Source organism: Chryseobacterium aurantiacum, from assembly GCF_003020585.1.
Taxonomy (GTDB): Bacteria; Bacteroidota; Bacteroidia; order Flavobacteriales; family Weeksellaceae; genus Chryseobacterium; species Chryseobacterium aurantiacum.
This window is the reverse complement of the sequence record NZ_PXUE01000001.1, coordinates 136,392-162,330: the sequence shown is the minus strand read 5'-3', so window position 1 is coordinate 162,330 and position 25,939 is coordinate 136,392. Positions and strand designations below refer to the sequence as shown.

The 25,939-nt window shown below is 36.4% G+C and carries 19 protein-coding genes; 5 read left to right on the top strand and 14 right to left on the bottom strand.

Annotated features, from left to right (window positions below):
• Positions 1 to 46: 46 nt before the first annotated feature.
• Both C7D53_RS00685 and hutI read right to left on the bottom strand, forming a co-directional pair.
• The gene (locus C7D53_RS00685) at positions 47 to 307 is read right to left on the bottom strand and encodes a hypothetical protein (protein WP_106914514.1); all 261 of its coding nucleotides are present in this window, start codon (positions 305 to 307) and stop codon (positions 47 to 49) included.
• Between the two features lie 54 nt (positions 308 to 361).
• The gene (gene hutI, locus C7D53_RS00680; protein WP_106914513.1) at positions 362 to 1,588 is read right to left on the bottom strand and encodes an imidazolonepropionase; all 1,227 of its coding nucleotides are present in this window, start codon (positions 1,586 to 1,588) and stop codon (positions 362 to 364) included.
• A 312-nt stretch (positions 1,589 to 1,900) separates the two neighbouring features.
• Here hutI and ruvB point away from each other — a divergent pair, with 312 nt between their 5' ends.
• The 4 genes from ruvB to coaE are packed head-to-tail and all read left to right on the top strand — an operon-like array spanning position 1,901 to position 5,089.
• The gene (ruvB, locus tag C7D53_RS00675; protein WP_106914512.1) at positions 1,901 to 2,923 is read left to right on the top strand and encodes a Holliday junction branch migration DNA helicase RuvB; all 1,023 of its coding nucleotides are present in this window, start codon (positions 1,901 to 1,903) and stop codon (positions 2,921 to 2,923) included.
• Positions 2,924 to 2,961: 38 nt separating this feature from the next.
• Positions 2,962 to 3,573 (top strand): FMN-binding negative transcriptional regulator, encoded by a 612-nt coding sequence (locus tag C7D53_RS00670; RefSeq protein WP_106914511.1) that lies wholly within the window; start codon positions 2,962 to 2,964, stop codon positions 3,571 to 3,573.
• Positions 3,574 to 3,586: 13 nt separating this feature from the next.
• Positions 3,587 to 4,453, top strand: coding sequence for an MBL fold metallo-hydrolase (locus C7D53_RS00665; protein ID WP_106914510.1), 867 nt, complete (start codon positions 3,587 to 3,589; stop codon positions 4,451 to 4,453).
• 9 nt (positions 4,454 to 4,462) lie between these two features.
• Positions 4,463 to 5,089 (top strand): dephospho-CoA kinase, encoded by a 627-nt coding sequence (gene coaE, locus C7D53_RS00660; RefSeq protein ID WP_106914509.1) that lies wholly within the window; start codon positions 4,463 to 4,465, stop codon positions 5,087 to 5,089.
• Between the two features lie 317 nt (positions 5,090 to 5,406).
• On the opposite strand, the gene C7D53_RS00655 is transcribed toward coaE, so the two are convergent.
• Entirely contained in the window at positions 5,407 to 10,584 is a 5,178-nt protein-coding gene (locus C7D53_RS00655; RefSeq protein ID WP_106914508.1) for a fibronectin type III domain-containing protein, read from the bottom strand.
• Between the two features lie 290 nt (positions 10,585 to 10,874).
• Positions 10,875 to 12,890, bottom strand: a complete 2,016-nt coding sequence (locus C7D53_RS00650; protein WP_106914507.1) for a M43 family zinc metalloprotease — start codon at positions 12,888 to 12,890, stop codon at positions 10,875 to 10,877.
• Positions 12,891 to 13,014: 124 nt separating this feature from the next.
• On the opposite strand from C7D53_RS00650, the gene C7D53_RS00645 reads away from it, so the two are divergent.
• On the top strand, positions 13,015 to 13,437 hold the full coding sequence (locus C7D53_RS00645; RefSeq protein WP_106914506.1) for a hypothetical protein: 423 nt from the start codon (positions 13,015 to 13,017) through the stop codon (positions 13,435 to 13,437).
• Between the two features lie 70 nt (positions 13,438 to 13,507).
• Here C7D53_RS00645 and C7D53_RS00640 read toward each other — a convergent pair whose 3' ends face one another.
• The 10 genes from C7D53_RS00640 to lpxB all read right to left on the bottom strand — a co-directional run bounded on the left by C7D53_RS00640 (position 13,508) and on the right by lpxB (position 25,837).
• Positions 13,508 to 14,170, bottom strand: coding sequence for a DUF6048 family protein (locus tag C7D53_RS00640; protein WP_106914505.1), 663 nt, complete (start codon positions 14,168 to 14,170; stop codon positions 13,508 to 13,510).
• Positions 14,136 to 14,588 (bottom strand): DUF6452 family protein, encoded by a 453-nt coding sequence (locus C7D53_RS00635; RefSeq protein ID WP_228422133.1) that lies wholly within the window; start codon positions 14,586 to 14,588, stop codon positions 14,136 to 14,138. The genes C7D53_RS00640 and C7D53_RS00635 overlap by 35 nt, the downstream gene beginning before the upstream one ends.
• Positions 14,589 to 14,641: 53 nt before the next feature.
• Positions 14,642 to 16,048 (bottom strand): 23S rRNA (uracil(1939)-C(5))-methyltransferase RlmD, encoded by a 1,407-nt coding sequence (gene rlmD / locus C7D53_RS00630; protein WP_106914503.1) that lies wholly within the window; start codon positions 16,046 to 16,048, stop codon positions 14,642 to 14,644.
• 159 nt (positions 16,049 to 16,207) lie between these two features.
• Positions 16,208 to 17,737, bottom strand: a complete 1,530-nt coding sequence (locus C7D53_RS00625; RefSeq protein ID WP_106914502.1) for a TlpA family protein disulfide reductase — start codon at positions 17,735 to 17,737, stop codon at positions 16,208 to 16,210.
• A gap of 310 nt (positions 17,738 to 18,047) precedes the next feature.
• A complete protein-coding gene (locus tag C7D53_RS00620; RefSeq protein WP_106914501.1) occupies positions 18,048 to 18,815 on the bottom strand; it encodes a succinate dehydrogenase/fumarate reductase iron-sulfur subunit in 768 nt (255 codons plus the stop codon).
• Between the two features lie 24 nt (positions 18,816 to 18,839).
• Complete coding sequence (locus C7D53_RS00615) at positions 18,840 to 20,852, bottom strand: fumarate reductase/succinate dehydrogenase flavoprotein subunit (RefSeq protein ID WP_106914500.1); 2,013 nt, start codon at positions 20,850 to 20,852, stop codon at positions 18,840 to 18,842.
• Positions 20,853 to 20,867: 15 nt separating this feature from the next.
• Positions 20,868 to 21,530, bottom strand: a complete 663-nt coding sequence (locus C7D53_RS00610; RefSeq protein WP_076355016.1) for a succinate dehydrogenase cytochrome b subunit — start codon at positions 21,528 to 21,530, stop codon at positions 20,868 to 20,870.
• 147 nt (positions 21,531 to 21,677) lie between these two features.
• On the bottom strand, positions 21,678 to 23,450 hold the full coding sequence (locus tag C7D53_RS00605; RefSeq protein WP_228422131.1) for a ComEC/Rec2 family competence protein: 1,773 nt from the start codon (positions 23,448 to 23,450) through the stop codon (positions 21,678 to 21,680).
• Between the two features lie 152 nt (positions 23,451 to 23,602).
• Positions 23,603 to 24,694, bottom strand: a complete 1,092-nt coding sequence (locus tag C7D53_RS00600; RefSeq protein ID WP_106914498.1) for a glycoside hydrolase family 99 protein — start codon at positions 24,692 to 24,694, stop codon at positions 23,603 to 23,605.
• 39 nt (positions 24,695 to 24,733) lie between these two features.
• The gene (gene lpxB / locus C7D53_RS00595; RefSeq protein ID WP_106914497.1) at positions 24,734 to 25,837 is read right to left on the bottom strand and encodes a lipid-A-disaccharide synthase; all 1,104 of its coding nucleotides are present in this window, start codon (positions 25,835 to 25,837) and stop codon (positions 24,734 to 24,736) included.
• Positions 25,838 to 25,939: the final 102 nt, after the last annotated feature.

Genomic DNA, 25,939 nt, shown 5'->3' with positions numbered 1-25,939 from the left:
TTACTTATTGTATAAAGATTTCATTATAAAGACAATACATTACATTTTAATTCTTTTTCTCATTGATATTGCTGCCGACAAACATTTCATTTCGTTCTTCTGAGATAATTTCAAGAAATCTTTCATAGTGTTTCGGTACGTCAGAAATCAACTCATTATTGGTAAAATACTGTACATCATATCTCTCCCCTTCATCTCCAAAATAATGATTTATTTGGAAAAGTTTCTGCCGTAATATTTTTGGCCAATAATAAGTCCTTTCATGAGGCTTACAATAAATAAAAAAATGGAAGAGTTTTTCTTCCACTTTGATTTATCTAAATAAGTTTTAAAGATTATTCCTAATCTATGTTATCTATGTTTAATCAATAAGGTTTCCATCGATATAAACATGTTTAGCATTCAAACTTCCTTGATTATAAAGTACATTCTGGAAATTATTGGTTTCAAAAGTAACAAAGTCTGCCTTTTTACCAACTTCCAGCTTTCCTCTGTCTTCTAGATTAAGCGCAAATGCTGCACGGAAAGTCATTCCTGCCAATACCTCAGCAGTAGTCAGCTTTTGAAAAGTTGCCAATATGGAAGCCTGAGTAATTAAGTTCCCCATTGGTGCTGATCCCGGATTCCAGTCGCTTGCAATGGCTACAATGGCTCCTGCATCCAGCAGTTTTCTGGCTGGTGTAAATTTTTCTCCCAATCCTAGGCTTGCTCCGGGAAGAGCTGTTGCAACGGTATTAGATTGTGCTAAAAATTCAATATCTTCATCAATAGTTGCCTCTAAATGATCTGCTGATTTCGCCCCCACTTCTACTGCAATTCTTGAGCTTCCCGGTGTAAACTGGTCAGCATGAACGGTTATTTCAAAACCTAAATCTTTAGTTTTAAGTAAGAAATCTTTACTTTCTTCTGGTTGGAAAGCTGATTTTTCAATAAAGATATCTACACGACTGGCAAGGTTCTCTTCTTTTACTTTTGGTAAAATTTCGGTAAGGATATATTCCAGGTACTCTGGATTACTTCCTTCAAAATCTCTTGGTTTTAAATGAGCAGAAAGACAAGTTGGAACTAAGGTAGCTTTTGTAGATTCCTGAGCTTTTTTAATGATTCTAAGCATTTTCAACTCGTTTTCCACATCAAGACCATAGCCGCTTTTTACTTCAATTGTTGTGATACCTAGATCAATCAGAAAATTAATTCTTTCTAATAAAGTTGTCAGTAATTCTTCTTCTGAGGCGTTTCTTGTGTGTTGTACAGAGCTCCAGATTCCGCCACCACTTTCGGCAATTTCCAGATATGTTTTCCCAGCATTACGCATTGCAAAGTCATTGGCTCGGTTTCCTCCAAAACAAATATGAGTATGTGAGTCTACAAAAGCAGGAAGAACAATCTGCTCCCCTCCCATTTGTTCGATTTCTATGGTAGGATTTTCATTTCTTAAAGTTTCAAAGCTTCCGATATGCTGGATAATGTTATTATCTACTACAATTCCTCCATCAACAATAATTTCCAGTTGTTCATCGGTAAGTTTTCCTCTTAATGGTAAGTTGGCAAGGGTTACTACTTGCTTAAATGGTCCTATTAATTTCATTAGTTTAAGCTAAAGGTTAGAAAATGAATTATTTTGTTTTATCATTTCAAATATCCAGATGCTTAGGTATGACAAATCCCCTATTTAGGTTGTCATTTCTTAGGAATCCAGACAAAGTAAATAATTTCAACTCCTGATAATTCAAACTTTATTTTTCTTCTCAAAAATACTTAAAATATATCAATTGACTGCATTCATTCCGGAGGCTACTATTAATATTTGGCTTAACCGAAGCATCAATCTCACCTTTTGTCAATCTTGATTTCAACCTTAGCCTAAATTTGTTATCTTTGAAGTAAATGAAATGAATTAATGCCAGATTTTTTACATCCAGATAAGGAAAACTACTCACGAGAGGAGCTGATGCAGGAGGAACAGATTCGCCCCCAAAGCTTTAAAGATTTTGCGGGTCAGAGGAAAACGCTGGAAAATCTTGAGGTTTTTGTGACCGCTGCCAAGAGACGTGGTGGTGCGCTTGATCATGTCCTTTTACATGGTCCTCCGGGTCTGGGAAAAACGACTTTAGCCAATATTATTGCCAACGAGCTTGGTGTTAATTGTAAGATTACTTCGGGGCCCGTATTGGATAAACCCGGAAGTTTAGCAGGTCTATTGACTAATCTGGAAGAGAATGATGTTCTTTTCATTGATGAGATCCATCGTCTTTCTCCTGTGGTTGAAGAGTATTTATATTCAGCTATGGAAGATTATAAGATTGATATCATGCTGGAGACGGGGCCTAATGCAAGAAGTGTACAAATTGGACTGAATCCTTTTACACTGGTAGGAGCAACAACCAGGAGCGGGATGCTAACTAAGCCTATGCTTGCCAGATTTGGGATTCAAAGCAGGTTAGAATACTACTCTATTGAGCTTTTATCCATGATTATTCAAAGAAGTGCAAGGGTATTGGGAGTAACCATTTATGAAGATGCAGCTATTGAAGTGGCAAGAAGAAGCCGTGGAACGCCAAGGATAGCCAATGCATTACTGAGAAGGGTTCGTGATTTCGCAGAAATCAAGGGAAATGGAGAAATTGAGATCAACATTACAAAATATGCACTAAACTCTCTGAACGTAGATGAATTTGGACTAGATGAAATGGATAACAAAATTATGCGTGTCATGATTGAAAACTTCAAGGGAAAGCCTGTAGGAATATCTGCGCTGGCTACATCCATTGGGGAAAATACGGAAACGTTGGAAGAGGTGTATGAGCCATTCCTTATTCAGGAGGGTTTCATCATTAGAACACCACGAGGCAGAGAGGTTACTGATAAGGCTTATCAGCATTTAAATATTTCAAGACCCAGAAATCCGGGAGAACTTTTTTAATTTTAAAGTTCAAGAGGGTTTAAGAAAACAAGTTATTTATGTTTGTTCCTAAATTATACAAAAGTGAAGACATGAATCTGATGAGAGAAATTATCAGAGAAAATTCTTTTGCTTTACTTATTTCATCTGTTGACAAGATCCGAGCTACCCATTCCATGATGATGTTGAATGAAAATGATCCGGAAAATGTTTATATTGAAACTCATATTTCAAGAGCTAATCCGCAGGCAAAAAGCTTAAAAGATGGAGATGAAGTATTGTGTGATTTTTTAGGTGCACATGCTTATATTTCAAGCAGCTGGTATGACCACATTAATGTTTCTACATGGAATTATGAAGCAGTGCAAGTTTATGGAAAGGTAGAATTGATGGATCATAATGAGCTTTACGCACATTTAGATAAGTTGACATCGAAGTATGAAAAGTTTCAGCAGTGTCCCATGATGGTAAAAGATATGGAAAATGAATTTGTAGAAAAGGAAATGAAAGGGGCTTTTGGTATTAAAATAAAACCCACTGAAATTTTCATCAAACAAAAGCTGTCTCAAAACAGGAAAGAGGCCGATTTTCAAAATATCATTTCACAACTTGAACAATCGGATGATAATGCCCGAAAAGTTGCTGAAAAAATGAAATTAATAAAGAAATAATCAAAATATACATATGAAGCTATATCCAATACAATGTGGAAAATTTAAACTGGATGGCGGTGCCATGTTTGGAGTCGTCCCAAAGAGTCTGTGGGAGAAAACCAACCCGGCAGACGAAAAAAACCTAATTGAGTTGGGAACCCGTTCCCTGCTTATTGAAGATGGAAAAAAACTGATTCTTGTAGACTGCGGTCTGGGAAACAAACAGGATGATAAATTCTTCGGACATTATTCTCTTTGGGGAGATGACAATCTAGATAAAAATTTAAAGAAATACGGTTTTATAAAGGAGGACATTACGGATGTATTCCTTACTCACCTACACTTTGACCACTGTGGTGGTGCCATAGAATGGAATGATGACCGAACAGGATACAGACCTGCTTTTAAAAATGCCCAATTCTGGACAAATGAAAACCACTGGCAATGGGCAACTGAGCCAAACGCTAGAGAAAAAGCAAGCTTCCTGAAAGAAAACATCATCCCAATACAGGAAAGCGGCCAGCTTAACTTTTTACCACTTCCAACAACTGGAAATTATGGATTTGCTCCGGACCTGAAAATGGATGTCATTTTTGTGGATGGGCATACGGAAAAACAAATGCTTCCTGTCATTCAGTATCAGGAAAAAACGGTTGTTTTTGCTGCTGACCTTATCCCTACTGCCGGACATATCAATCAGGTTTATGTAATGGGATATGATACAAGACCTCTTTTAACACTGGAAGAAAAAGGAAAATTCCTAAAACAGTGTGTAGATAACGAATATTTATTATTCTTTGAACATGACGCCCACAATGAACTGGCAAGCCTTAAAATGACTGAGAAAGGGGTGAGACTTGATGAAACGTTCAGCTTTAATGATGTTTTTGGATATTAATTTTTAATTATGGAAGAATTACATTCAGAAGCACAACAGGCAGAGCCGCCCGCACCCAAGATCATAGGTTTAACAGGTGGTATTGGCTCAGGGAAAACTACGGTTGCTAAATTTATTGAGGAATTTGGTTTTCCGGTTTATTATTCTGACGACAGGGCTAAAGCCATCGTCAATGAAAATGATGATCTGAAAATTAAAATCAAAGACCTTCTAGGCGAAGAATCTTATGATGAAAATGGAATGTATGACAGGAAGTTTGTTGCCGATAAGGTTTTTAAAAATAAAGATCTTCTTCAGCACTTAAATGAAATTATTCATCCTGCTGTTCGCATTGATTTTGAAAATTGGGTTAAAAAGCAAACCAAATATTTAGTTTTTAAGGAGACTGCGCTGTTATTTGAGCTAAGACTTAACAGACAATGCTATAAGTCTCTTCTGGTAACAGCTGAGGACAATATCCGAACCAAAAGGGTAATGGACAGGGACAACAAAACCTACCGTGAAGTAGAAGCTGTAATGGAAAAACAAATGCCTGAAAAGGATAAAATAAAAATGGCAGATTGTATCATTTATAATAATACAAATCTGGAAGAATTAAAAGAACAAACCGAAAAAATGATCTTCTCTATTGAATAATGAAGAATCATTTTCTAGTTTTAAATAACGAAACGCCCTCAAAAATGAGGGCGTTTCGTTATTTAAAACTCTTATCTGATCATTACTATTATCATCCTTATTTAAGGCCAAACCATGGGGAGTTACTTGCATCTTTAAGGATCATCCATGTTCATGTATTATGAGTAATTCTATATGATGTATTCCTATAAACATATTACGATATTATAAGGGTATTAAATCGGGATCTTATGGTCAACAGGTGACACGTATTTACATTCTTAATAAAAAAATAAGCCTCCATTTCTGGAGGCTTATTCTATCTGAAATTTAGCTTATTATTCTTTGATAAATTTCTTTTGAACAGTTTTATCGTTGTCTTCGATATCTATTACATAAACACCATTAATCAATCGGCTTACGTTGATTTGGTTGTTTAGTAGGATACCGTTTCCGATTACCTGTCCTGCAGCATTGTAAATTTTGTATTTAGCTTTCTTGCTAATATTTTTAACAAACAATACTGAACTTACAGGGTTAGGATAGATCATGATATCTGTCTGATCAATTGGGTTAGCAACTGATTTTTTAGAAATTCTCACTGTATAATCCTCAACTTCTCCATTCTTAAGGTTCACGCAACTAACAGGGATACCATCTCTTTCCATTGCAACTCTCATTACTACATATTTGTAGTCTGTTGTACTTACAAAGGCATCTGTTGGTACACTAAATTTACCTGATACCGGACTTGTTGTATTTGGAGATGAAGTAAATACTCTCTCGTTGATATCGAAGTCTCCATTTCTGTTGAAATCGATCCACACTGCAACTCCTTCATTATAAGTATTTCCTGTCCATTTTTTCTCGACAATGATTTCATTATCTGTAGATCCTTGGATCAATTCGATGAACGCTTTAGGAACTCCTGTATAATCTGTATAAGTTGATGCACCTGAAGCATTTTCCATTGTAGGTTTTCCATTTGGAATAACAGTTACCTTAGAAATATGCTCACCTGTTGCACTTGCAGAAGCCATCTTACAATACACTACCGTAGGTGTTGTAAAGTAGTAAGGAGGCGTATAATTTCCTGGTGTACCGCTGCAGATATTCACTACCTGCATTTCGTACTTAGTCATTTCTACAAGACCAGTCAATACAATATTATTAACAACTGTAGGAACTTCTGTCCAGCTTGGAATACCTACTTTTCTGTATCTAAGAACATATGTTGCTCCTGGGAACGGATCCCATGTAATTTCTGCAGATGTTGGCAATAATTGAGTAATTGTTAAACCTGGAGGAGGAATCTGACATATTCTTTCTGTAGTAAATACTTTAGGGTTTGAATAATCGTTAAATACAGTTTCTCCATTACATTTATTTGCAATCTGAACCTCATAAGTAACGAATGACTCTAAAGGAATTACACTACCTAATACATAAGTATTTGCTGGTGCAGCTGGTAAATCAATTTCTGCATTTGGCCATCCTGTAGTCCCTACTTTTCTCCATCTCATCTTGTATGTAGAACTTGCAGCAAGTGGCGCCCAAGTAATCAACGCTGAAGTTGGGGTGATGTTACTGATAGTCACATTCGGAGGGGTAGGATCACATCTTGTAGTGAATGTCTTGATTGGTGTAGCTGTACCAATAGTACCTCCACAAACTGCTGCTACTTCAATTTCATAAGTTGTAGCCGGAGTTAATCCATTAATTGTAAGTGGAACATTCCCTAATACAGCAGAAGCATATACTTCTGTCCATGCAGTAGTTCCTGCTACTCTATAACGTACAAGGTAAGTTGACGTTGTAGCTCCTCCAGTTAGATTAACAATCACAGATGTATGTGTAGTTGTACCAAATGTAGGTGCGTTTGGAGTAACATTACTACATGGTCTGATTCTTACCGCATAATCCTCAACTTCTCCATCAATAGCGTTTGCACACGCCGTAGGAATAGCTGTTCCTGTTGAACGCTTCAATACCACTCTCATTGTAGTTGTATATGGTCCAACATAGGAAGTTGGTGTAGGAGGAACGTTAAATGTAGCTGTAACCGGCGTAGTAGTACTTCCTGCAGAACCAAGAATTCTTTCGGTGGTTTCAAACTGTCCATTTCTGTTAAAGTCAATCCAAACTGCTACTGCATCATTACCTGATGAAGCTGTCCATGCTTTAGCAACAGAAATCTTATTATTACTAGAATCAGCATCCAAAGTAACAAGGGTTGCTGCAGATGTATAACTTGTATAATTATTCTGAACAGTATTATTACTCATTGTAGGTACCCCTAAGTTAGAAGAAATAACTGTTACATTTGAAATATGATCGTTAGCTCCACTTCCTGTTATTGGACAATACTGTAATGGTAATGTCGTAAATAGTACAGATCCAGAGAATGAACCAAATGTAGTGGTACATTTTGTAGATACCTGAACTTCATATTGAGTCTGTTCTTTTAAAGGAGCTGTTGCAGGAATAGTGTAAACGTTACCTGGGGCAGGAATAGTAGTTACCGTTGTCCAAGCAGCAGTTCCCACTTCCCTATATCTTAACTGATATGTTGCTCCGGTAGCAGCTAGCCATGAGAACGTGGCACTAATATCAGTAATGTTTGATACTGTAATATTTGTTGGAGGGTTAGTAGAACATGCTGGCTGATCAATAAGCTTCACGGCATAATCCTCTACTTCTCCTTCGTTATATGACGCAAATGGTCCACAAGCAGAAGATACAGTTCCATCCATCATTACTACACGCATACGGGTAAGAAGAGTACCTGTATAAGTAGCTGCATTTGGAGGAAGTTGTATATCAAAACCTGCTGTTCCATTAGTTACAGGAGTTGTAGTGTTACTAGCTGCTGTAAGCATTCTTTCACTAGCTTCAAAAACTCCATTTCTATTTAAATCTATCCACACACCTACTCCATAACTAGATGTAGAACCTGGCCAGAATTTAGTGATGCTTATTTTATTAGCTGTTGTACCTCTCACTAAAGTAACCAATCTTGTAGGATCAGCAGAGTAATCTTTATAGCCATCATACCCAGAATTGCTTACCATTAATGGTGCATTTGTAGGGGTAACAACTACTTTACTAATATACCCTTCTGATGAAGCATTAGGAGGAACATTCGTACAATAAGTAAGTGCCGGCGTTGTAAATAAAGTACTCGGAGAGAATGCTCCCGTATTAGTTTGGCAAACAGTAAGGATCTGAACTTCATACTGAGTCTGATCTGCTAGATTAATAAGAAGCTGACTGCTAGCAAAAGGAGCTGTTACGTTAATTGTTGGCTGCCATGCAGTAGCTGTTACTGCCTTATATCTAATTTGATAAGTTGCTCCCGCAGCAGGTAACCAGCTAACCATAGCAGTACTTGCCGTAATATTAGTAACGGTAATACCCGTAGGAGGAGCTGTAGTACAAGGTTGTAGGTCTACTCCTGAAAGTAATAATCTTGGGATATCAGCATATCTTCCAGACGCCGTTGGTGGAGATACAGGATCAGGATTAGAGCTATCATTACGATATAATATTCCTCTGTTTGCTCCTGCATTATATGATCCCCATGTAGCAGTACCTCCTAATGTGTAGTTAGCTGCATTTTCATCCACAGCAATTACAACATTGCTTGTTCCATCCCATACAAATGGAGCTGCTAAAGGAATTGTCACCCAATTTCCAGCTGTCATTGTAGCAATTGTACCAGCAAAAATCTGAGACATAGTACCTACCGGCACCCAGTCTGTATCACTTGTAAAACTTGCTTTGGATGTATTTCCCATATAAACGATCCAATCGTTATATGTTGTTTGAGGAGTTTGAGGAGTCTCAACATAAAACTTCACTTCAGTAATCAAACGAGCAGTACCTAATGCTGCTGAAAGTTCAGCGGCTTTATAAAGTTGTTGAGAATAATTGAATCCCCAGTTAGAGTTCACTGGAAGCTGTGTAGTTGTAGCAGTACCAGTACCTATCTGGCCCGGAACAACTCTAGGTCCGGCTACCCATGTACTTTTATCTGTAGGTGTACAGATTGCTCTTACCCACCAGTAATAGGTAGTCCCTGCAACTAGTGGTGATAAAGTAGTTGTAGTCCCTGGAACCACTGTTCCTACTGTAGCAGCAGTTGGTGGCGTATTGGAAGTACTGTAATATACTTCATACCCTCCCGCTGGTGCAGGGGTAGGTGCAGTCCAGTTAATAACTGCACTGGTAAGTGTTACTGTACCTACAGTTAAAGATCCTGCAGCTGATGGTACAGGCAGACACGTAGGTGGTGTAGCAAAGGACTTTGGTCCTGACCACGTACTTTGATCTGTTGCACTACATCTTGCTCTTACCCATGCATAATAGGTTGTAGCAGGAATTAATGGGGTAAGCGTTGCTGTTGTTCCTGTTGGAACAGTTTGCGAAGGTACTGTTGCAGCATTTGGAGCAGCAGCAGTAGTACTATAATATATATCATATCCTCCGGCAGGCACATAAGAGTAAGCAGTCCAGTTTAGTACTGCAGTCGTTGGTGTTATTGTTCCTGTAGTGATTGTTCCCGTGGTAGGCATAGCCGGACATGTAGCCGGTGTTGCAAAGGATTTTGGACCTGACCAAACACTTTGATCGGTTGCACTACATCTTGCCCTTACCCATACATAATAAGTTGTAGTTGGCGCAAGCGGAGTAAGAGTTGCTGTTGGCCCTGGCACTGTTTGTGAGGGTGCAGTAGCAGCCGTTGGAGCAACATTGGTTGTACTATAATATACATCATACCCACCTGCTGGCACAGGGTTATAAGGAGTCCAGTTAATAACAGCACTGGTTGCAGCTATTGTTCCTGTAGTGATTGCCCCACCTGGAGGCATTGGTAAACATGTAGGAGGTGTACCAAAAGTTAGCTGAATATCAGGTCTGTTATTTCCAACTGTACCATTTCCTGTAGGAGGATTGGTATCAGCCTGAAGAGTCATGTGTCCTGAAGCTGCATTGGAATAAGTGAATTTAGCACCTGTGGCAGATCCTCCTCCGGATCCCCCATAATTGGTTTCCACTAATACCATAAGGTTATCTGTTCCGTTATAATTATAAGGCAGTTGTAACGGAATAGTATACCACCCCACTGGAATACTGTCTATATTTCCACTGAAAAGCAAAGTAGCTCCAGTAGTTGCATTAGCCCAGTTTTGTGCAGTAAGGGTTGTGGTTGTACTTGGTACAGATTTTATATAAACTTTTACAGGAACGGCAACGTTCACACTTGCCGTTGCTTTCCATCCTACAGATAAGATATTCCCGGCAGCTCCCCCCGCAGCAGTTATTTCTGCAGCGGTATAAAGCGATGCTGACCGCTCAAATCCCCAGTTACAACCCAAAGGATATTTCTGAGTTGTTGTTGTTCCTGTACCAATTGTAATTGTTTGTGCCTGCATGGACAGTCCGATGACCATACAGAGCAATGCAATGAGCACCTTAAAAGGCCGGCTCATTTTACAGAGTAAAAGTCCACTCATATTTTTCTTAATTTAATAATGATAACGATAATAAAAGAATTATAGTATTTCCTTTTTTGTGGGATTCAAATACGATTTTGAAACATCCCTTTTTACAGAGTATCTGTAGTGAAAAAATAATTTTACCTCATACGCTAATATTTTAATAATTACACAAATCTAATCATTTTTTCATTATAATACATTCAACAAAATGATTTTTTGCAAAAATTCAACTACAATACCCTATATGATTGTAAATAAAAAAATCCCCAGAAATTCTGAGGATTTATTAGGATTTAATGTTATTCTTATTTTTTAATGAATTTAAAGCTCTCTGAAATATTATTATCTTTTACTGTAATAATATAATTTCCTTTTAATAATTCTGATACATTTACCTTATTATTATCAATTGACCCTTTTTTCACAATTTGACCTACTGCATTGTGGATTTCGAAAGTTGCTTTATGAGAAACCTTGGTAATGTTTAGGATATCATTTACAGGGTTTGGATAAATTCCAAAGTTATTATCTTTCTTATTTACCTCGCTTGTTCCTAAAGTCTGAGCTTTCATGAACTTACTTTGATTAAGTCCAAAGCTTGAACCTGCAATTAAAGTAGTTCCTGCCTGGTTTTTAATGTTATAATACCCACCTTCCAGATAAATACCATCTCCATAGCTATCAGAAATCTTGAATGTATAACATTCATCTGGGTTTAAAACCCAGTTTAGAGTAATTAATTCAGGAAGCGAAGTAGCATTATTAGGTGAATTTGGATAACCACTTCCACTGTATACAACGGTACCAGCACTATTTTTCAGTTCCCAGCTTGTTTCGGATCCATAGTAATCTAGCTGAAGATTAAATACAACATTAACTCCTACTGCTATTGGCGCACCAACATAAGTGGAATTAACAGTATTATTAGATGTTCTTTGATCTGCTCCTCCATTTACCGTTGCAATACTGATAGTCATTGGGCCACCTAAAGTTCCTGCTGCTACCGGAAGGCTTAGTGATTGAAATTTATCCTGAGCCAAGTTACCCGTCCAAGTGAATGGAGTCTGAGCAACACCGTTAATAGTATAGTTAATAGTAGCTGCTGTAAGCGCTCCTGTTCCTCTATTAAATAATGATACCGGAACATTCTGAGAAGCTGAACAAGTTATTGCTCCACACGTTTTTTCCAATTTTACTTCAGCATCATTTGGAAATAAAGGAATTGGAAGATCCCTAGTGGAAGCTTTTAACGATTGTCTTCTAGGAGAGTTGTTCATAACCGCTGTAATTCTATCTTTCTGATTAATAGTAAAGATATTCATACAGGCATCATTGGTATAATCCATATAGTTCTGAACCATTTCCAATACTGCAGGGTCATTACAGCTTACAATTTCTATACACTCATAGTTATCCTCATGAGCTACAGGTGTATCTGCACAAAAATCATCTCCACATGGAGCATCTCCCCAAATATGTCTTAAACCAAGGAAGTGCCCTACTTCGTGAGTCATAGTTCTTCCTTTGTTGTAAATAGGATTCAATAAAAAGTTATTTCCAAAATCACTACTTCCAAAAGCATCATAACCAGCCACAACTCCATCAGTCATATCATATCCCATTAGAGGATCCAATCCTGGAAGGTTAGAAGCATCAGGAAACTGAGCATATCCCAATAAATTGGTATTTGGAGCAGCAAACTTTACACTCCACATATTCATATATTGAGTAGGATCCCAGATTGTTTCTGGTTTTACATACGCTTCAATCTCTTTTTTGTTAAAAGCTGTAGTACATAAATTTACTCTATCAATTCCATTGGTAGGATTTCCATTTGGATCTACTTTTGCCAATGCAAACTGAAGCTCTACATCTGCTCCTACAACGTTATTATTAAATCCCGGAGTTCCAGCCAGTCTACGATAATCCTGATTCATCACCGTTATTTGTGACATCACCTGCTCATCTATAATGTTTGGAGCAGTACCTAGAGGCTGCCCGCCATGAATAACGTGAACCACTACAGGAATGGTAACAATACCTCCATTCTGTGATCTCTCATTTTTAGCTTTCTGAACCAATGGCTTTAACCAAGCCTCAAATTGATCCGTACTCATTCTTCCATGAAAGTTTCTTTTCAAAAACTCTTCATATTCAACAGTACCACATTTTTCGAAACCATGAGATTTAACTAGTTGTTGTGGAGTTTTTTGAGTAAATTCAAATTTCTTTCCTATTCCATTAATATTCTGTGCGCTCATTAAGCCGGCACATAATAAAGGTAATAAAAAGAGGGATTTTGAAGTAGTAGATTTTTGCATTTCTTATTTTTATTAACTTTACAAATATATCAGTTTTAGATGTAAATAATAATAGATATAAAATAAATAATAAAAAAACATAAACAAATTTAAAAGAATGAAAGTAAAATCATTATTAATACTTATGTTAGCAACCTCACTAAACATAAATTGCACTTCTCAACAAAAAGCAGAAATAAACAACAACATCTCAACATCTGATGTTCAAAAGCCAAAAATTGAGAAAATAGAATTAAAAGAACAAACAAGAGGAACAAGGAGATTTGTCACATTCACTCCCAATGCAAAAACTGTATCCTTAAATGGAGAGATTACCACTTTCCCATTGTCATCTAATGAATGGAAAACGATTACTGAGCAGGTGAATCGGGTAGAATTATCAAAAATATCAGCCTTGCAGTCTCCTACTACGGCCCGCTTTTCGGACGGAGCACTTACTGCAAATGTTTATATTACTTCCGATGGCAAAACTTATATATCTTCAAGCTTTGACTCCGGTTTCCCTCCAAAAGAACTTGAAAAACTATACAAGGTTATTACAAAATGATAATTGGTAAAAACAACAAACCCAGGAGACTATCCTGGGTTTACTAATATGATAATTGACTATCTGTTTTCTAAAATTTGTATGCAATATTCCATGCAAAACCCATATTGAATTTTGAAGAACTCCTTCCAAATCCCGGAACAATCATTGGGGAAATTTCATCCTGCTTAGAGGTATATACCAAATAGCGGGGTTGAAGGTTCACATCAATATAAAAATTGGATTCAAACAGTTGTACTCGCCCTCCTAAAGTACCTTCAAGCCAAAAGGAAGATTGCGATGATGCAGGAAAGGATTCTGAAGAGTTACTCCCTCCAAATCCTCGGATAGGAATGGCCATATATTCCTGGTTATAAAATGATCCGGCCACTTTTCCACCTGCATAGAATCCGTTAAATTCATTTTCCGCATCTTTTGCCAGCATATAAAATGCCCCCAACTTAACGAAAGGACCATTTACTTTAGCATCATAACCATTCTTCTGGTATACATTCTTCTCAAATCCGGCCTCAGCAATTGCATGAACATTTCCATTTATCTTTGAGGAAATAAATCCCTGATACAACTTTCTGTCCGAAAAGAATCCTAGTCCGGTATTCAAAACATCAAATCCCACCATAAAATTAGGTTCATACTTCCAATGAACCTTTTTCACTTCTTCTTTTTTCTCTTGTGCCCAGCTTATTGTGGCAAATAAACTAAAAAGAAAGGTAAAGATTAGTCTTGTCTTCATTCTCTATTTGATTTTGTCCCTCTTCCACTTTAAGAACAGGATTAGGAGTTATTAATTCTGAAGTTAAATTTTCATAGTTCTTTTTGGCACCACATCCAGGAGATACATAGATTGACTTTGTAGTATATTTCACTCTTAGCTTGGATTCTGGCCCTTTAATTCTCGTTTTAAAATAGATATCTGTATAAGGTGAATCGTCTACCCTTAAAGGAATAAGCCTTGAGTCAATTTTTGCAAGTTTCCCCAGGTCCACTTTTCCTGCACCATAGTCTACTGATACATATAGTGTATCCACCGTCGATTCCTTTCCCGTTGAGAGTGTTCTGAAAGCAACCTTCATTCTCGGAGTTCCTTCTCCACTTTCACAGATATCATCATCCCCACCGCAGGAAAAAAACATTCCTACAAAGCAGAACATTATGAGAAATTTAAAATACTTCATACTAAAATTTGAATTCAAATTTAATTAAATTATTTTTTAATCAATAATGCTATGTTTTCCACGTGGTGGGTTTGTGGAAACATATCTACCGGCAATATTTTCACCAGGGTATAGTGATCTTTCATTAATGCCAGGTCTCTTGCCTGTGTAGCAGAATTACAGCTTACATATACTACCTTTTCAGGAGAAAGCTTTAAGATCTGTTCTACAACTTTCTGGTGCATTCCGTCTCTTGGAGGGTCGGTAATCAAAACATCTGCTTTTGGATGATTTTCTAAAAACTCGTCATTAAAGACATTTTTCATATCTCCACAGTAGAAAGTTGTATTGGTTAAACCATTCAGTTCAGCATGTTCGATTGCAGCATCAATTGCTTCCTGCACAGATTCGATTCCGATAACCTGTTTTGCATTTCTTGCAACGTATTGAGCAATAGTTCCAGTTCCTGTATATAAATCGTAAACAACTTCATCACCTTTCAAGTCAGCAAACTCTAATGTTTTTCTGTATAGCTCCAACGCTTGTTTGTAGTTGGTCTGGAAGAATGATTTTGGTCCTATCTTAAATTTCAACCCGTCCATTTCTTCCATAAGGTAACCATCTCCGAAATACACATTGATATTTAAATCATAAATAGAATCATTCTGCTTAGGATTAATGGCATACACCAACGTTTTTATCTGTGGGAACTGCTCCAACAAATAATCAAAAAGCTGAGTACGATTTTCTTTTTCTTCTCTATAAAGCTGGAATAAAACCATCCATTCTCCTTTAGAGTTTTGTCTCATCATTAAAGTTCTCAGGAAGCCTTCCTGATTTTTCACATCAAAGAAATCTAACCCTTTATTCTCAGCAAATTTTTTAACTGCCAAACGAATTGCATTCGACGGATCTTCTTGAAGGAAACATTCTTTTAAATCTAAAATCTTGCTCCACATTCCCGGAATATGGAAACCAAGCGCATCTCTGCTTCCGAAGTTTTCTTCAGAACTGATTTCATATTGAGTCAACCATCTTGCATTAGAAAAAGAAAATTCCATTTTATTTCTATAGAAATATTGTTCTTCAGCCCCTAAAATTGGAACGGTTTCAAAATCTTCAATTCCTCCAATTCTTTTAATATTATTGTAAACTTCTTCTTGTTTAAAATCAAGCTGCTTTTCGTAGCTCATATTCTGCCATTTGCAACCACCACAAGTTCCGAAGTGAACACATTTTGGATCAATTCTGAATGGTGATTTCTCAACGATTTCTTTTACTTCAGCCTCAAAATATTTTGACTTTGATTTTTTAACTCTTGCATTTACAACGTCTCCAGGAATCGCTCCGGAAACCAGAACCGTTTTGCCTTCCTCAGTTTTTCCGATAGCTACACCTTTTGCTCCTGCTGCAAAAAGTTTTATATTTTCTAGAATTACATCTTTCTTCTTTCTCATATCAATTTCTTGTGACGAAGATAGCTTTCTACTCTACACTTCATCTATTTTCTATTTTTTCTAATAAACTTTAAAACCTTTCAGTTCTAATTTCGTTTGCAAAAATACAATAAAAAAAACCTTATCCGAAGATAAGGTTTCTTTCTATGTTAAAGTTTATTATTTTGTTTGAGCCGGCTGAGGGTTTGCTTGTTGTTGCATAGACGGATCAACCTGTAATTGTTGCTGCATTTGTATATTCGGATCTACTTTTGGAGCTGAAAGACCGGTTAATTTATCCAGGATCGTTACCAGTTCCGGTTCTCCTAGATTTACAAGAGATCTACTTGCAATTTTACCATCTTTATCAATGATCACGAAACAAGGTAGCTTGAATCCGTATACTCCATATTTTTTAGCAATATCAGACTCCATTCCTCCTTCTGCATAAGCATTTACTCCCTGAACTCCTTTTAATAAAGAATTACTAGTTTTTGTAAACTGATCTTTTGTATCATCTACATTTACAAATACGAAGTTCATTTTAGATTTGTAGAAATTAACAATTTCTTTCAAAACAGGCACTGCTGCTTCACCAATGTAAGGATTCCAAGAAGCATAGAAAAATACCATATATGGTTTTCCTTTGTTTTCAGAAAGCTTATAAGCTTTACCATCTTGTTTCACTAAAGAAGCATCAGGTGCTACTTCTCCAATTTTAAGTCCTGTAATGGCCATCTGCATTTTCAACAGGTCAGCTTTAATGGTGGCATCTTTAATATCAGTATCGATAATTTTCTTGATTTTGTCAATATTTGTACCCGGAGTTGTTGGATGAATATCAGACTGAGCCATTACAAATGCCAAAAGGTAATCTTTTGCAATCTGTGGCAAATCATTTTTAGTTTTTAAATACTGAGCAAACATTTCTGAAGTAGTAACTCCAGTTTTCCCCTTGCTGTTTGCCTCTGCATATTTTTGGAAATCAGGAGTCATTTTTACAAGTAGGTACTGTCTGTAAAGAGGGATGGTCTTTACCATTGCTTCTTTATCACTATCCAATTTCGCTTCATAATCCTTGAAAGCTTTAGAAGCTTTGTAAGATGGATTTCCCGCCATTGGGCCATGTGACATTTCATAATTGGCAAGCAAGTTTAGAATAGTTACCTTAACATCATTCTTCTTCCATTCCAAAAGATTTTTGTTTGGATTATTTTTCTTTGCAAGGTCTTCTACATTTTTATTAATGTCTGCTTCTACTTTGTGCATTCCCTTTAAGAATGTACTTTCGTCACTACTCATTAATTGTCCTAAGTTCACTTTGTTACCATATTCTGCTAGAAACTTCTGATTACCCTGAAGGAAATCGTTATTCTTTTTAGCATCACCGGTAATGATATATTCATTCGGGAAAGTCATTGCATTTCCTGAAATATTAACTTTTTGGCCTCTTTCAAGGTAGATTAGATTCTGTTTGTTGGCATAATTGATAACATACATTCCATCCTTTGGAGCTTCGAAGCTGCCTGAAAAGTTACCATCCTTATCTAAACCTATATTAATTAAAGGTAAGGTTCCTACTCCCGAAGCTTCTACAAACTCAATTCTTTCTAATGGTGAGCTTCCGGTAATTTTTCCTTTTACTTCTACTTTTTTTGAACAAGACATCACGAAAACCGCAATGATAAACAATAAAAGATATTTTTTCATTTCAATTTTTAATATTACACAAAAATACGCTTTTTAGGGCTTCTTAATTCACACTAATTATTTTTTTTAAAAATTTTATTATTACTGATTAAAAGGGAGCTTTCAATTACTTTATCTGTCCTTTTTTTCAGCAAAATAATAATTGAAATATATGTTTTCAATACAATCCAACTACCCTCCAAATATATACTTATTAAATAAAGAAAACCTAAGTTCTGACAATAAGTTAACAAACTTTAACAACAAAATAGTCTGCATAAAAAAAACGTCTTCGAAATGAAGACGTTTTTTTATCTATTTTGAATCAATTCTATCCTTGATCTACAAGAGCAGACATGTATTCTCTGTTCATTCTTGCGATGTTTTCAAGAGAAATACCTTTAGGGCATTCAACTTCACAAGCACCGGTATTTGAACAGTTACCGAATCCTTCTTCGTCCATAGCTTTCACCATGTTCAGAACTCTTCTCTTCGCTTCTACTCTACCCTGAGGTAATAAAGCGTACTGAGAAACTTTAGCTCCTACGAATAACATTGCAGATCCGTTTTTACAAGTAGCTACACAAGCTCCACATCCGATACAAGCCGCAGCATCCATTGCTTTGTCTGCATCTTCTTTAGGAACAGGAATTGCGTTAGCATCCAGCGTATTACCAGAGGTGTTTACAGAAATGAAACCTCCTGCAGCCATTACTCTGTCAAATGCGCTTCTGTCTACCATTAAGTCTTTAATAACTGGGAAAGCAGCACTTCTCCAAGGTTCAATAACGATAGTTTCACCGTCTTTGAACATTCTCATGTGAAGCTGACAAGTTGTAATCCCTGTATCCGGACCGTGTGCTCTACCGTTGATGTAAAGAGAACACATTCCGCAGATTCCTTCACGACAGTCGTGATCGAAAGCGATAGGTTCCTTTCCTTCGTTAATGATATTTTCATTCAAAATATCTAACATTTCTAAGAAAGAAGAGTCTGTAGAAACATCTGATATTTTGTAGGTCTCGAACTGACCTTTAGTTTTGCTATTTTTTTGTCTCCAAATTTTTAGGGTAAGATGAAGGCCTTTTTTTGCACTCATAATTATTTTTTTATAGGTTGGAGATTATTTGTAACTTCTTGCTTTAACTTCAATGTTTTCGTAGATCAAGTCTTCTTTATGCAGAACTTCTGTTGTGATATCATCTGTTTGATATTCCCAAGCTCCAACATATTTAAAGTTAACATCATCTCTTTCTGCCTCACCTTCTGAAGTAGCATGATCTTCTCTGAAGTGTCCACCACAAGATTCGTTTCTGTGTAAAGCATCGATAGCCATCAATTGTCCAAGCTCAATAAAATCTGCCACTCTGAATGCTTTTTCAAGCTCAGTGTTCATTCCATCGGCATCACCAGGAACTTTCACGTCTGCCCAGAATTCTTTTTTCACTTGAGCAATTTCAGCAATAGCTTCTTTCAAACCTTCAGGAGTTCTTCCCATTCCTACCTTATTCCACATGATGTGTCCTAATTTTTTGTGGAAATGATCTACTGAATAAGTTCCTTTATTATTTAAGAAGAAATCAACTTTATCTTTAATTTCTTTTTCAGCTTTATCAAAATCTGCAGAGTTTGTAGGAATTGCACCTGTTCTGATGTCTGCTGAAAGGTAATCTGCAATCGTGTAAGGAAGTACGAAATATCCGTCTGCCAAACCTTGCATCAAAGCAGAAGCACCCAGTCTGTTTGCTCCGTGATCAGAGAAATTAGCTTCACCAATTACGAAACATCCCGGGATTGTAGACTGAAGGTTATAATCAACCCATACACCACCCATTGTATAGTGAACTGCAGGATAGATCTTCATTGGAGTTTTATAAGGATCATCAGCAGTAATCTTTTCGTACATTACGAATAAGTTACCGTATTTCTCCTCGATCCAAGCTTTTCCTAAATCATAGATCTGCTGATCTGTAGGATTGTGAATATGTTTTTCGATAGCGGCTTCTTTACCTTTCTTAATGATTTCTGTAGAGAAATCTAAGTAAACACCTTCTTTCGTTTCATTATTTTCGATTCCGAACCCAGCATCACATCTTTCTTTACCCGCTCTAGACGCAACGTCTCTAGGCACCAAGTTTCCGAATGCAGGATATCTTCTCTCTAAATAATAATCTCTATCTTCTTCTTTAATATTTTCAGGTCTTAATTTACCTTCTCTGATCGCAACTGAATCTTCAATTTTCTTAGGAACCCAAATTCTTCCTGAGTTTCTTAATGATTCAGACATCAAAGTCAGTTTAGACTGCTGTGTTCCGTGAACTGGAATACAAGTCGGGTGAATCTGTACATAACAAGGGTTTGCGAAATACGCTCCTTTTTTGTGGATTTTCCAAGCCGCAGAAACGTTTGAACCCATTGCGTTTGTAGAAAGGAAATATACGTTTCCATAACCTCCAGAAGCAATAACAACAGCGTGAGCAGAATGTCTTTCGATTTCACCTGTCACCAGGTTTCTTGCAATGATTCCTCTTGCTTTTCCATCTACAATTACCAATTCCATCATTTCGTGACGGTTGTACATTTTAATTCTACCTTTACCGATCTGACGGCTCATTGAAGAATATGCACCTAATAATAACTGCTGACCTGTTTGTCCTTTAGCATAGAAAGTCCTTTTTACCTGAACCCCACCAAATGAACGGTTATCTAACTGACCGCCGTAATCTCTACCAAAAGGAACCCCTTGGGAAACACACTGGTCAATAATATTTGCAGAAACTTCAGCTAATCTGTAAACGTTTGCCTCTCTTGCTCTATAGTCACCACCTTTGATGGTATCGTAGAACAATCTGTAAGTAGAGTCACCGTCTCCCTGATAATTTTTAGCTGCGTTAATACCTCCTTGAGCCGCAATAGAGTGCGCTCTTCTTGGAGAATCTTGGTAGCAAAATGCTTTTACATTATATCCCTGCTCTGCTAAAGTTGCAGCAGCAGAACCACCTGCTAAACCTGTACCAACAACAATAATATCAATCTTATCTCTGTTGTTTGGTGCAACAAGGTTCATATGGTCTTTATGATTTTTCCATTTATCCTTTAGAGGACCCGCTGGAATTCTTGAATCTAACTTACTCATACTAGTATATTGATATTATTGAGTTACAAAATGAAAAACTGCAACGATGATGAATCCTGCAGGAATAAGGATTGAATACCACTTCCCAAAAGCCTTAATTACCGGCGTATACTTTGGATGTCTTGCTCCAATTGACTGGAAAGAAGACTGGAATCCGTGAGCCAGGTGTAATCCCAATAATACAAAAGAGATCACATATAAAGCCACTCTCCAAAGATCAGCAAACTTCTCATGAAGTTCCGGCCAGAAACGTTCAGCATCAGGAGCCGTTCCATCAACATACTTGTAAGTGATTTCGTGTAGCCAGAAATCATATAAGTGAAGCGCCAAGAAAGCCAATACAACAGCTCCAGAAATAATCATATTTCTAGACATCCATGAAGAATTCACAGAAGCATTGTTGGATGCATACTTTACCGGACGTGCTTTATTATTCTTAATCTCCAGTACAAATCCCATCGCAAAATGGAAAATTACTGCAAAACCAAGAATAGGCTGCATTAAGAACTGCACAAAAGGATTATAGCCCATAAAGTCAGATGCTGTATTGAAAGCATCCCTGTTCAGGACTGATAACAAATTGGTTGTCAAATGCAGTATAAGAAAAATCAGCAAAAACATAGCTGATAATGCCATAGCGTATTTTCTACCTATCGTAGAACTCGTTAAACCTGCCATATAAGTTTAAATTTGAATTTCCCACAAAATTAAGAAATGTTAACAATATCGAAAAGTGAGAAATCTCACAATTAGGCAGTTTGTAATCTTTCTAAATAAGATCGCGACATATTGTAAAATAAAGGAAAATAAAAAAAAGAGAAAATCTTATTTTATTTCGTAGATGTGCTCTCTGAAAACTATTTTTTGAGCTGATGGAGGAATTACTTTTATTTTAAAATCATCTATTCTTCGTGAGGAACAATAAGGAGCAATAATAAACCGTGAAACCTTTTCCTGCTCTGCCCTATCAGGAATCCAAAAACAGACCCTACTTCCTTTTTTCAGGGAAAAAACTTTACTTTTTTTAAAGGTATGCATCAGTATTTCTTCTTTTTGATTTTCAAAAATATCAAATCCCATCCTTACCATGAAAAGGAGCAAACAAGCCATTGTCAATTTCATGCTATTTTTAAAATTAAATTTTAAAATCGTTGGTCTTAGCAAATATACTATCACTAATGCAGCCCATACTTCGATCAGATTCATCGGAATATTTTTAAAAAACAGAAAATCAACCTCCGCAAACCAGTGGATGCATCTCAATAAAATCTGAATAACAAGGTCGTACACTTTATCAATAAATATAAAATTAATTCCGAAGGCGATAAGCGTCGTCATAAGGAATGAAAAAACAATAATTACTTCGGAAAAAGGAACTATGATAAAATTAGCAAGAATGGAAACAAGAGAAAACTGATGAAAATAATACAAAACCAAAGGAAGGGTGGCCAGCTGTGCAGAAATAGAGATTGTGACCGTATTAAAAATCAATTTCTTCAAATAATGATCTTGCCTTGGAAAATATTTTAGCAGGGGCTGATTGAGCCAAAATATCCCCAGCACGGCAGCAAAGCTAAGTTGAAACCCAACGTCAAAAATCTGCTGGGTATCCAAAATAAGAATAACAAATGCGGATAATGCCAACGAGTGAAGTAAGTCTGGCTTTCTCTGAAGCAGTACAAAGATAAAATAGACACTCAGCATGATGCAGGACCTCAACACAGAATTTCCAAAGCCAATGAAGATGGCAAATAGCCAGATGAATCCTAAGCTTAGAATAACAGCATATTTTCGGAACTGTAAAGGTGTAAAACGAACTATCAAAAAATAAAAAATTCCGAAAATAACAACGATATGAGTTCCGGAAATAGTAAGAAAATGCACTAGTCCTGATCTGTTGAAATCCAGCACCATATCTGCTTCCATTTCCGTTCTGTCAGCCAAGATGATTCCTTTTAAAAAGTCTCTGGTTTTTGCTGACATTTTTGTTTTATCAATTTTTTTCAGAACATCAAACCTATGCTGTTTTATATAATCTGTAAAGCTCATATCATTTCGTTTTACAGAAAGTATTTCCTTTGAAAAATAGATCTGATATTCAATATTTTTTCTTTTCAGATAACGAGCGTAATCGAACTGAAAATCATGTGGTGGAGAATTTGGTTTTGTGATATAGGCTTCTGAGGTATAATAATGGGTAAAGTCCAGTTCCTTAATACCTTTTGGAAGATAAAGGATAGAGTTAAAGTTCCTGGATCCAGCCTGTACTTCACCCTCATATTTTCTATATTTCTCAGTAGAATTTAATTTATTGGAAATTTTAAAAATAACGGTTTCTTTCTTTTTTACAGGTACTTCCACACGTATGGAAAAAGTATTAGAAAAATGAAGTATAATGCCTATTCCAAAGAATAATAGACCTAGTAAAACCGTTCTGGCTTTATGTAAAAAATAAGCCTGAAAAAACATTGACATTAAGATACTGAGGACAATAGCACCTACTCCATACACTGCGTTTTTTTCCAATAAGATCTTGTCCTGAAAAAAAATTCCAAGAATAAAGCAGATGACTAAAATAAGGAGAGGTTGTCTATTCAAATTCAATTAATTAGAAATCCAAAATAGGAAATTAATCAATTGAATATAAGCTCTATAATTGCTAAACAAACGTATTGACTCTGATTAAACAGAGCAATAGAACGCTTATTTTTTTGCTTTAAAAAACAAGGTTTACAATAAAAAATTCAAATCTATTTAGTTTTCAAAAATTCATTGGTCAATTGCTTAGTTTGTTTAATGTAAAACCATGGATCACTACCATAATCTTCATAGGTGAAATTTCCTGCCTTTTTAGGAATTGCAGGTTCTATTTGTGTTCCTTCATGCCACTCATTAAATGAAGTAATCCCAATAAACTCAGGATTTACTTTTATAGCGGCATCAAACATCGTTTCGTAGTACTTACCATTGTCCCTGCTTTTAAAATTGTCTTCATTCCAGGGTCTTATTCTTGTATCGGAATATCCAGGTCCTACACAAGGTATAAAAATAAGCTTATGCTCTTTTGCATAAGTGGAAAGAAAATTCCAATTAGAAGTAGTACTGCCAAAAACAAATCCTTCGCTGGCAAAGTAGGTGTAGAAGCCATCAAAACTGGCTTTATCAAAAAAAGCAGAATCATTTTTCTCTACCCACAATCCTATGTAAAGAGCATCCAGTTCTGTATTTCGAACAGTTTTATCTCCATCTTTAGACAGAAGTCTTGACCATTCTTCCGGAGCAATTTTATAGCTGTCATATACATAGTACAAAGGTTTTCCATCTTTTTTGTAAAAAGCAGGGTGCTTAGAATAGCTTTTCACAAGATAAGAAAGCTGATCCCGAAGTTCTGTGATATTTTTATAAAATGGCTCTATATGAAAAGCTACTTTTAAATTGAAACGATCTGCAATATCCAGATAATTCTTTACGCTTTTATCTGTAAAAGAATCTTTACCTAGCCAGCTTAGAATAACGACTCCCACTCCAGCTTCCTTCATCATCTTCATATGCTTTTTAATGATATTCACATCGCTGGAACTGTAGTTACCTAGGGCAGGATAAAAATTGGCCCCTATATCATCTCCTCCTTTGTAATGTCCCAGATTATTCCATTTAGGGTTACTCCAGTGAGGGATTATTTCATGGTTCCAATGCTGCAAACTTCCATCCGTTGACTGGTTTCCGTACCAGCCGTAATAAAAGATCTGAACTTGATCTCTTGAGTTGTTCTGCTGTGCAAAACTATTTGAGAAAAAAAACGTACAAACAATGAATAACAAAAGATTTTTAAAACAATTCATTTTTAACAAAGTAATTTAAGTTCTCACAAAAAAGATATTTTAAACGCTCAAAATCACCTCAGCAGCATGATCACTGGCTCCTTTCCCTCCTAGCTTTTCTCTCAAAAGGCTATAGTCATTCAAAACCTGTTCTCTTTTTGCTCCTTCTATGATTTTATTAAGTTCCTCTACAAGGTTTTTGGTATTTAAATCATTCTGAATCAATTCTTTTACAACTTCTCTATCCATAATCAGATTAACCAGAGAAATGTAATTGATATTTTTCACCAATCTTTTGGCAATAGCATAGGAAATTTTACTTCCACGGTAGCAAACAACCTCAGGAATATTCAGTAAGGCAGTTTCTAAAGTAGCAGTTCCGGAAGTGACCAAAGCAGCTTTTGAGCACCTCAACAAATCGTATGTTTTATTGGAAACAAAGTGAACACTATCATCCACATATTTTTGGTAAAATTCTTTCGGAAGACTTGGCGCACCGGCAATCACAAACTGATAATTTTTAAAATGCGGTCTTACAGAAAGCATTATTTCAAGCATTTTTTCAACTTCCTGTTTTCTGGAGCCCGGTAAAAGTGCAATGATTTCTTTTTCGTTCAGTCCGTTTTCTTCTTTAAACTTCTCAATACTAATTTCCTTTAAATCAGAAATAGCATCCAGTAAAGGATGACCTACAAAGTGGGAATGAACGCCATGTTTTCTATAAAAATCTTCTTCAAACGGAAGAATCACCATCATTTCATCCACATATTTTTTGATGATTTCCACTCTCCCTTCCTTCCAGGCCCAAAGCTGTGGAGAAATATAATAAATCACTTTAATTCCAAGCTCTTTGGCAAATCTGGCAATCCTTAAATTAAAACCAGGATAGTCTACCAGGATCAAAACATCGGGTTTGTTTTGAATAATATCCTCTTTACAAAATTTGATATTATTCAAAATGGTTCTTAAATTCATAACCACTTCCAAAAATCCCATAAAAGCAAGATCACGGTAATGCTTCACCAACGTTCCGCCCTGAGCTGCCATAAGGTCTCCACCCCAAAATCTAAATTCTGCATTTGGATCCTTGTGTTTTAAGGCTTTCATTAAATTACTTCCATGCAAATCACCAGAAGCTTCTCCTGCAATAATGTAATATTTCATTTCCTCCGAAATCTTTGTTGTTTGTTTTAATGACCATCAGAAACATCCCAAAACTTTCATTGTTGGATCATGGGTGGTCTCTATGGTAAGGATAGAGAACAA

What these genes read in the sequence shown, in the direction of transcription:
- C7D53_RS00655 (WP_106914508.1), bottom strand. Translation starts at nt 10,584, where the DNA reads ATGAGTGGACTTTTACTCTGTAAAATGAGCCGGCCTTTTAAGGTGCTC.
- C7D53_RS00635 (WP_228422133.1), bottom strand. Translation starts at nt 14,588, where the DNA reads ATGTTCTGCTTTGTAGGAATGTTTTTTTCCTGCGGTGGGGATGATGAT.
- lpxB (WP_106914497.1), bottom strand. Translation starts at nt 25,837, where the DNA reads ATGAAATATTACATTATTGCAGGAGAAGCTTCTGGTGATTTGCATGGA.
- rlmD (WP_106914503.1), bottom strand. Translation starts at nt 16,048, where the DNA reads ATGAGAAAGAAGAAAGATGTAATTCTAGAAAATATAAAACTTTTTGCA.
- C7D53_RS00645 (WP_106914506.1), top strand. Translation starts at nt 13,015, where the DNA reads ATGTTAGCAACCTCACTAAACATAAATTGCACTTCTCAACAAAAAGCA.
- C7D53_RS00600 (WP_106914498.1), bottom strand. Translation starts at nt 24,694, where the DNA reads ATGAATTGTTTTAAAAATCTTTTGTTATTCATTGTTTGTACGTTTTTT.
- C7D53_RS00615 (WP_106914500.1), bottom strand. Translation starts at nt 20,852, where the DNA reads ATGAGTAAGTTAGATTCAAGAATTCCAGCGGGTCCTCTAAAGGATAAA.
- C7D53_RS00610 (WP_076355016.1), bottom strand. Translation starts at nt 21,530, where the DNA reads ATGGCAGGTTTAACGAGTTCTACGATAGGTAGAAAATACGCTATGGCA.
- C7D53_RS00650 (WP_106914507.1), bottom strand. Translation starts at nt 12,890, where the DNA reads ATGCAAAAATCTACTACTTCAAAATCCCTCTTTTTATTACCTTTATTA.
- C7D53_RS00625 (WP_106914502.1), bottom strand. Translation starts at nt 17,737, where the DNA reads ATGAAAAAATATCTTTTATTGTTTATCATTGCGGTTTTCGTGATGTCT.
- hutI (WP_106914513.1), bottom strand. Translation starts at nt 1,588, where the DNA reads ATGAAATTAATAGGACCATTTAAGCAAGTAGTAACCCTTGCCAACTTA.
- ruvB (WP_106914512.1), top strand. Translation starts at nt 1,901, where the DNA reads ATGCCAGATTTTTTACATCCAGATAAGGAAAACTACTCACGAGAGGAG.
- C7D53_RS00640 (WP_106914505.1), bottom strand. Translation starts at nt 14,170, where the DNA reads ATGAAGACAAGACTAATCTTTACCTTTCTTTTTAGTTTATTTGCCACA.
- C7D53_RS00665 (WP_106914510.1), top strand. Translation starts at nt 3,587, where the DNA reads ATGAAGCTATATCCAATACAATGTGGAAAATTTAAACTGGATGGCGGT.
- C7D53_RS00620 (WP_106914501.1), bottom strand. Translation starts at nt 18,815, where the DNA reads ATGAGTGCAAAAAAAGGCCTTCATCTTACCCTAAAAATTTGGAGACAA.
- coaE (WP_106914509.1), top strand. Translation starts at nt 4,463, where the DNA reads ATGGAAGAATTACATTCAGAAGCACAACAGGCAGAGCCGCCCGCACCC.
- C7D53_RS00670 (WP_106914511.1), top strand. Translation starts at nt 2,962, where the DNA reads ATGTTTGTTCCTAAATTATACAAAAGTGAAGACATGAATCTGATGAGA.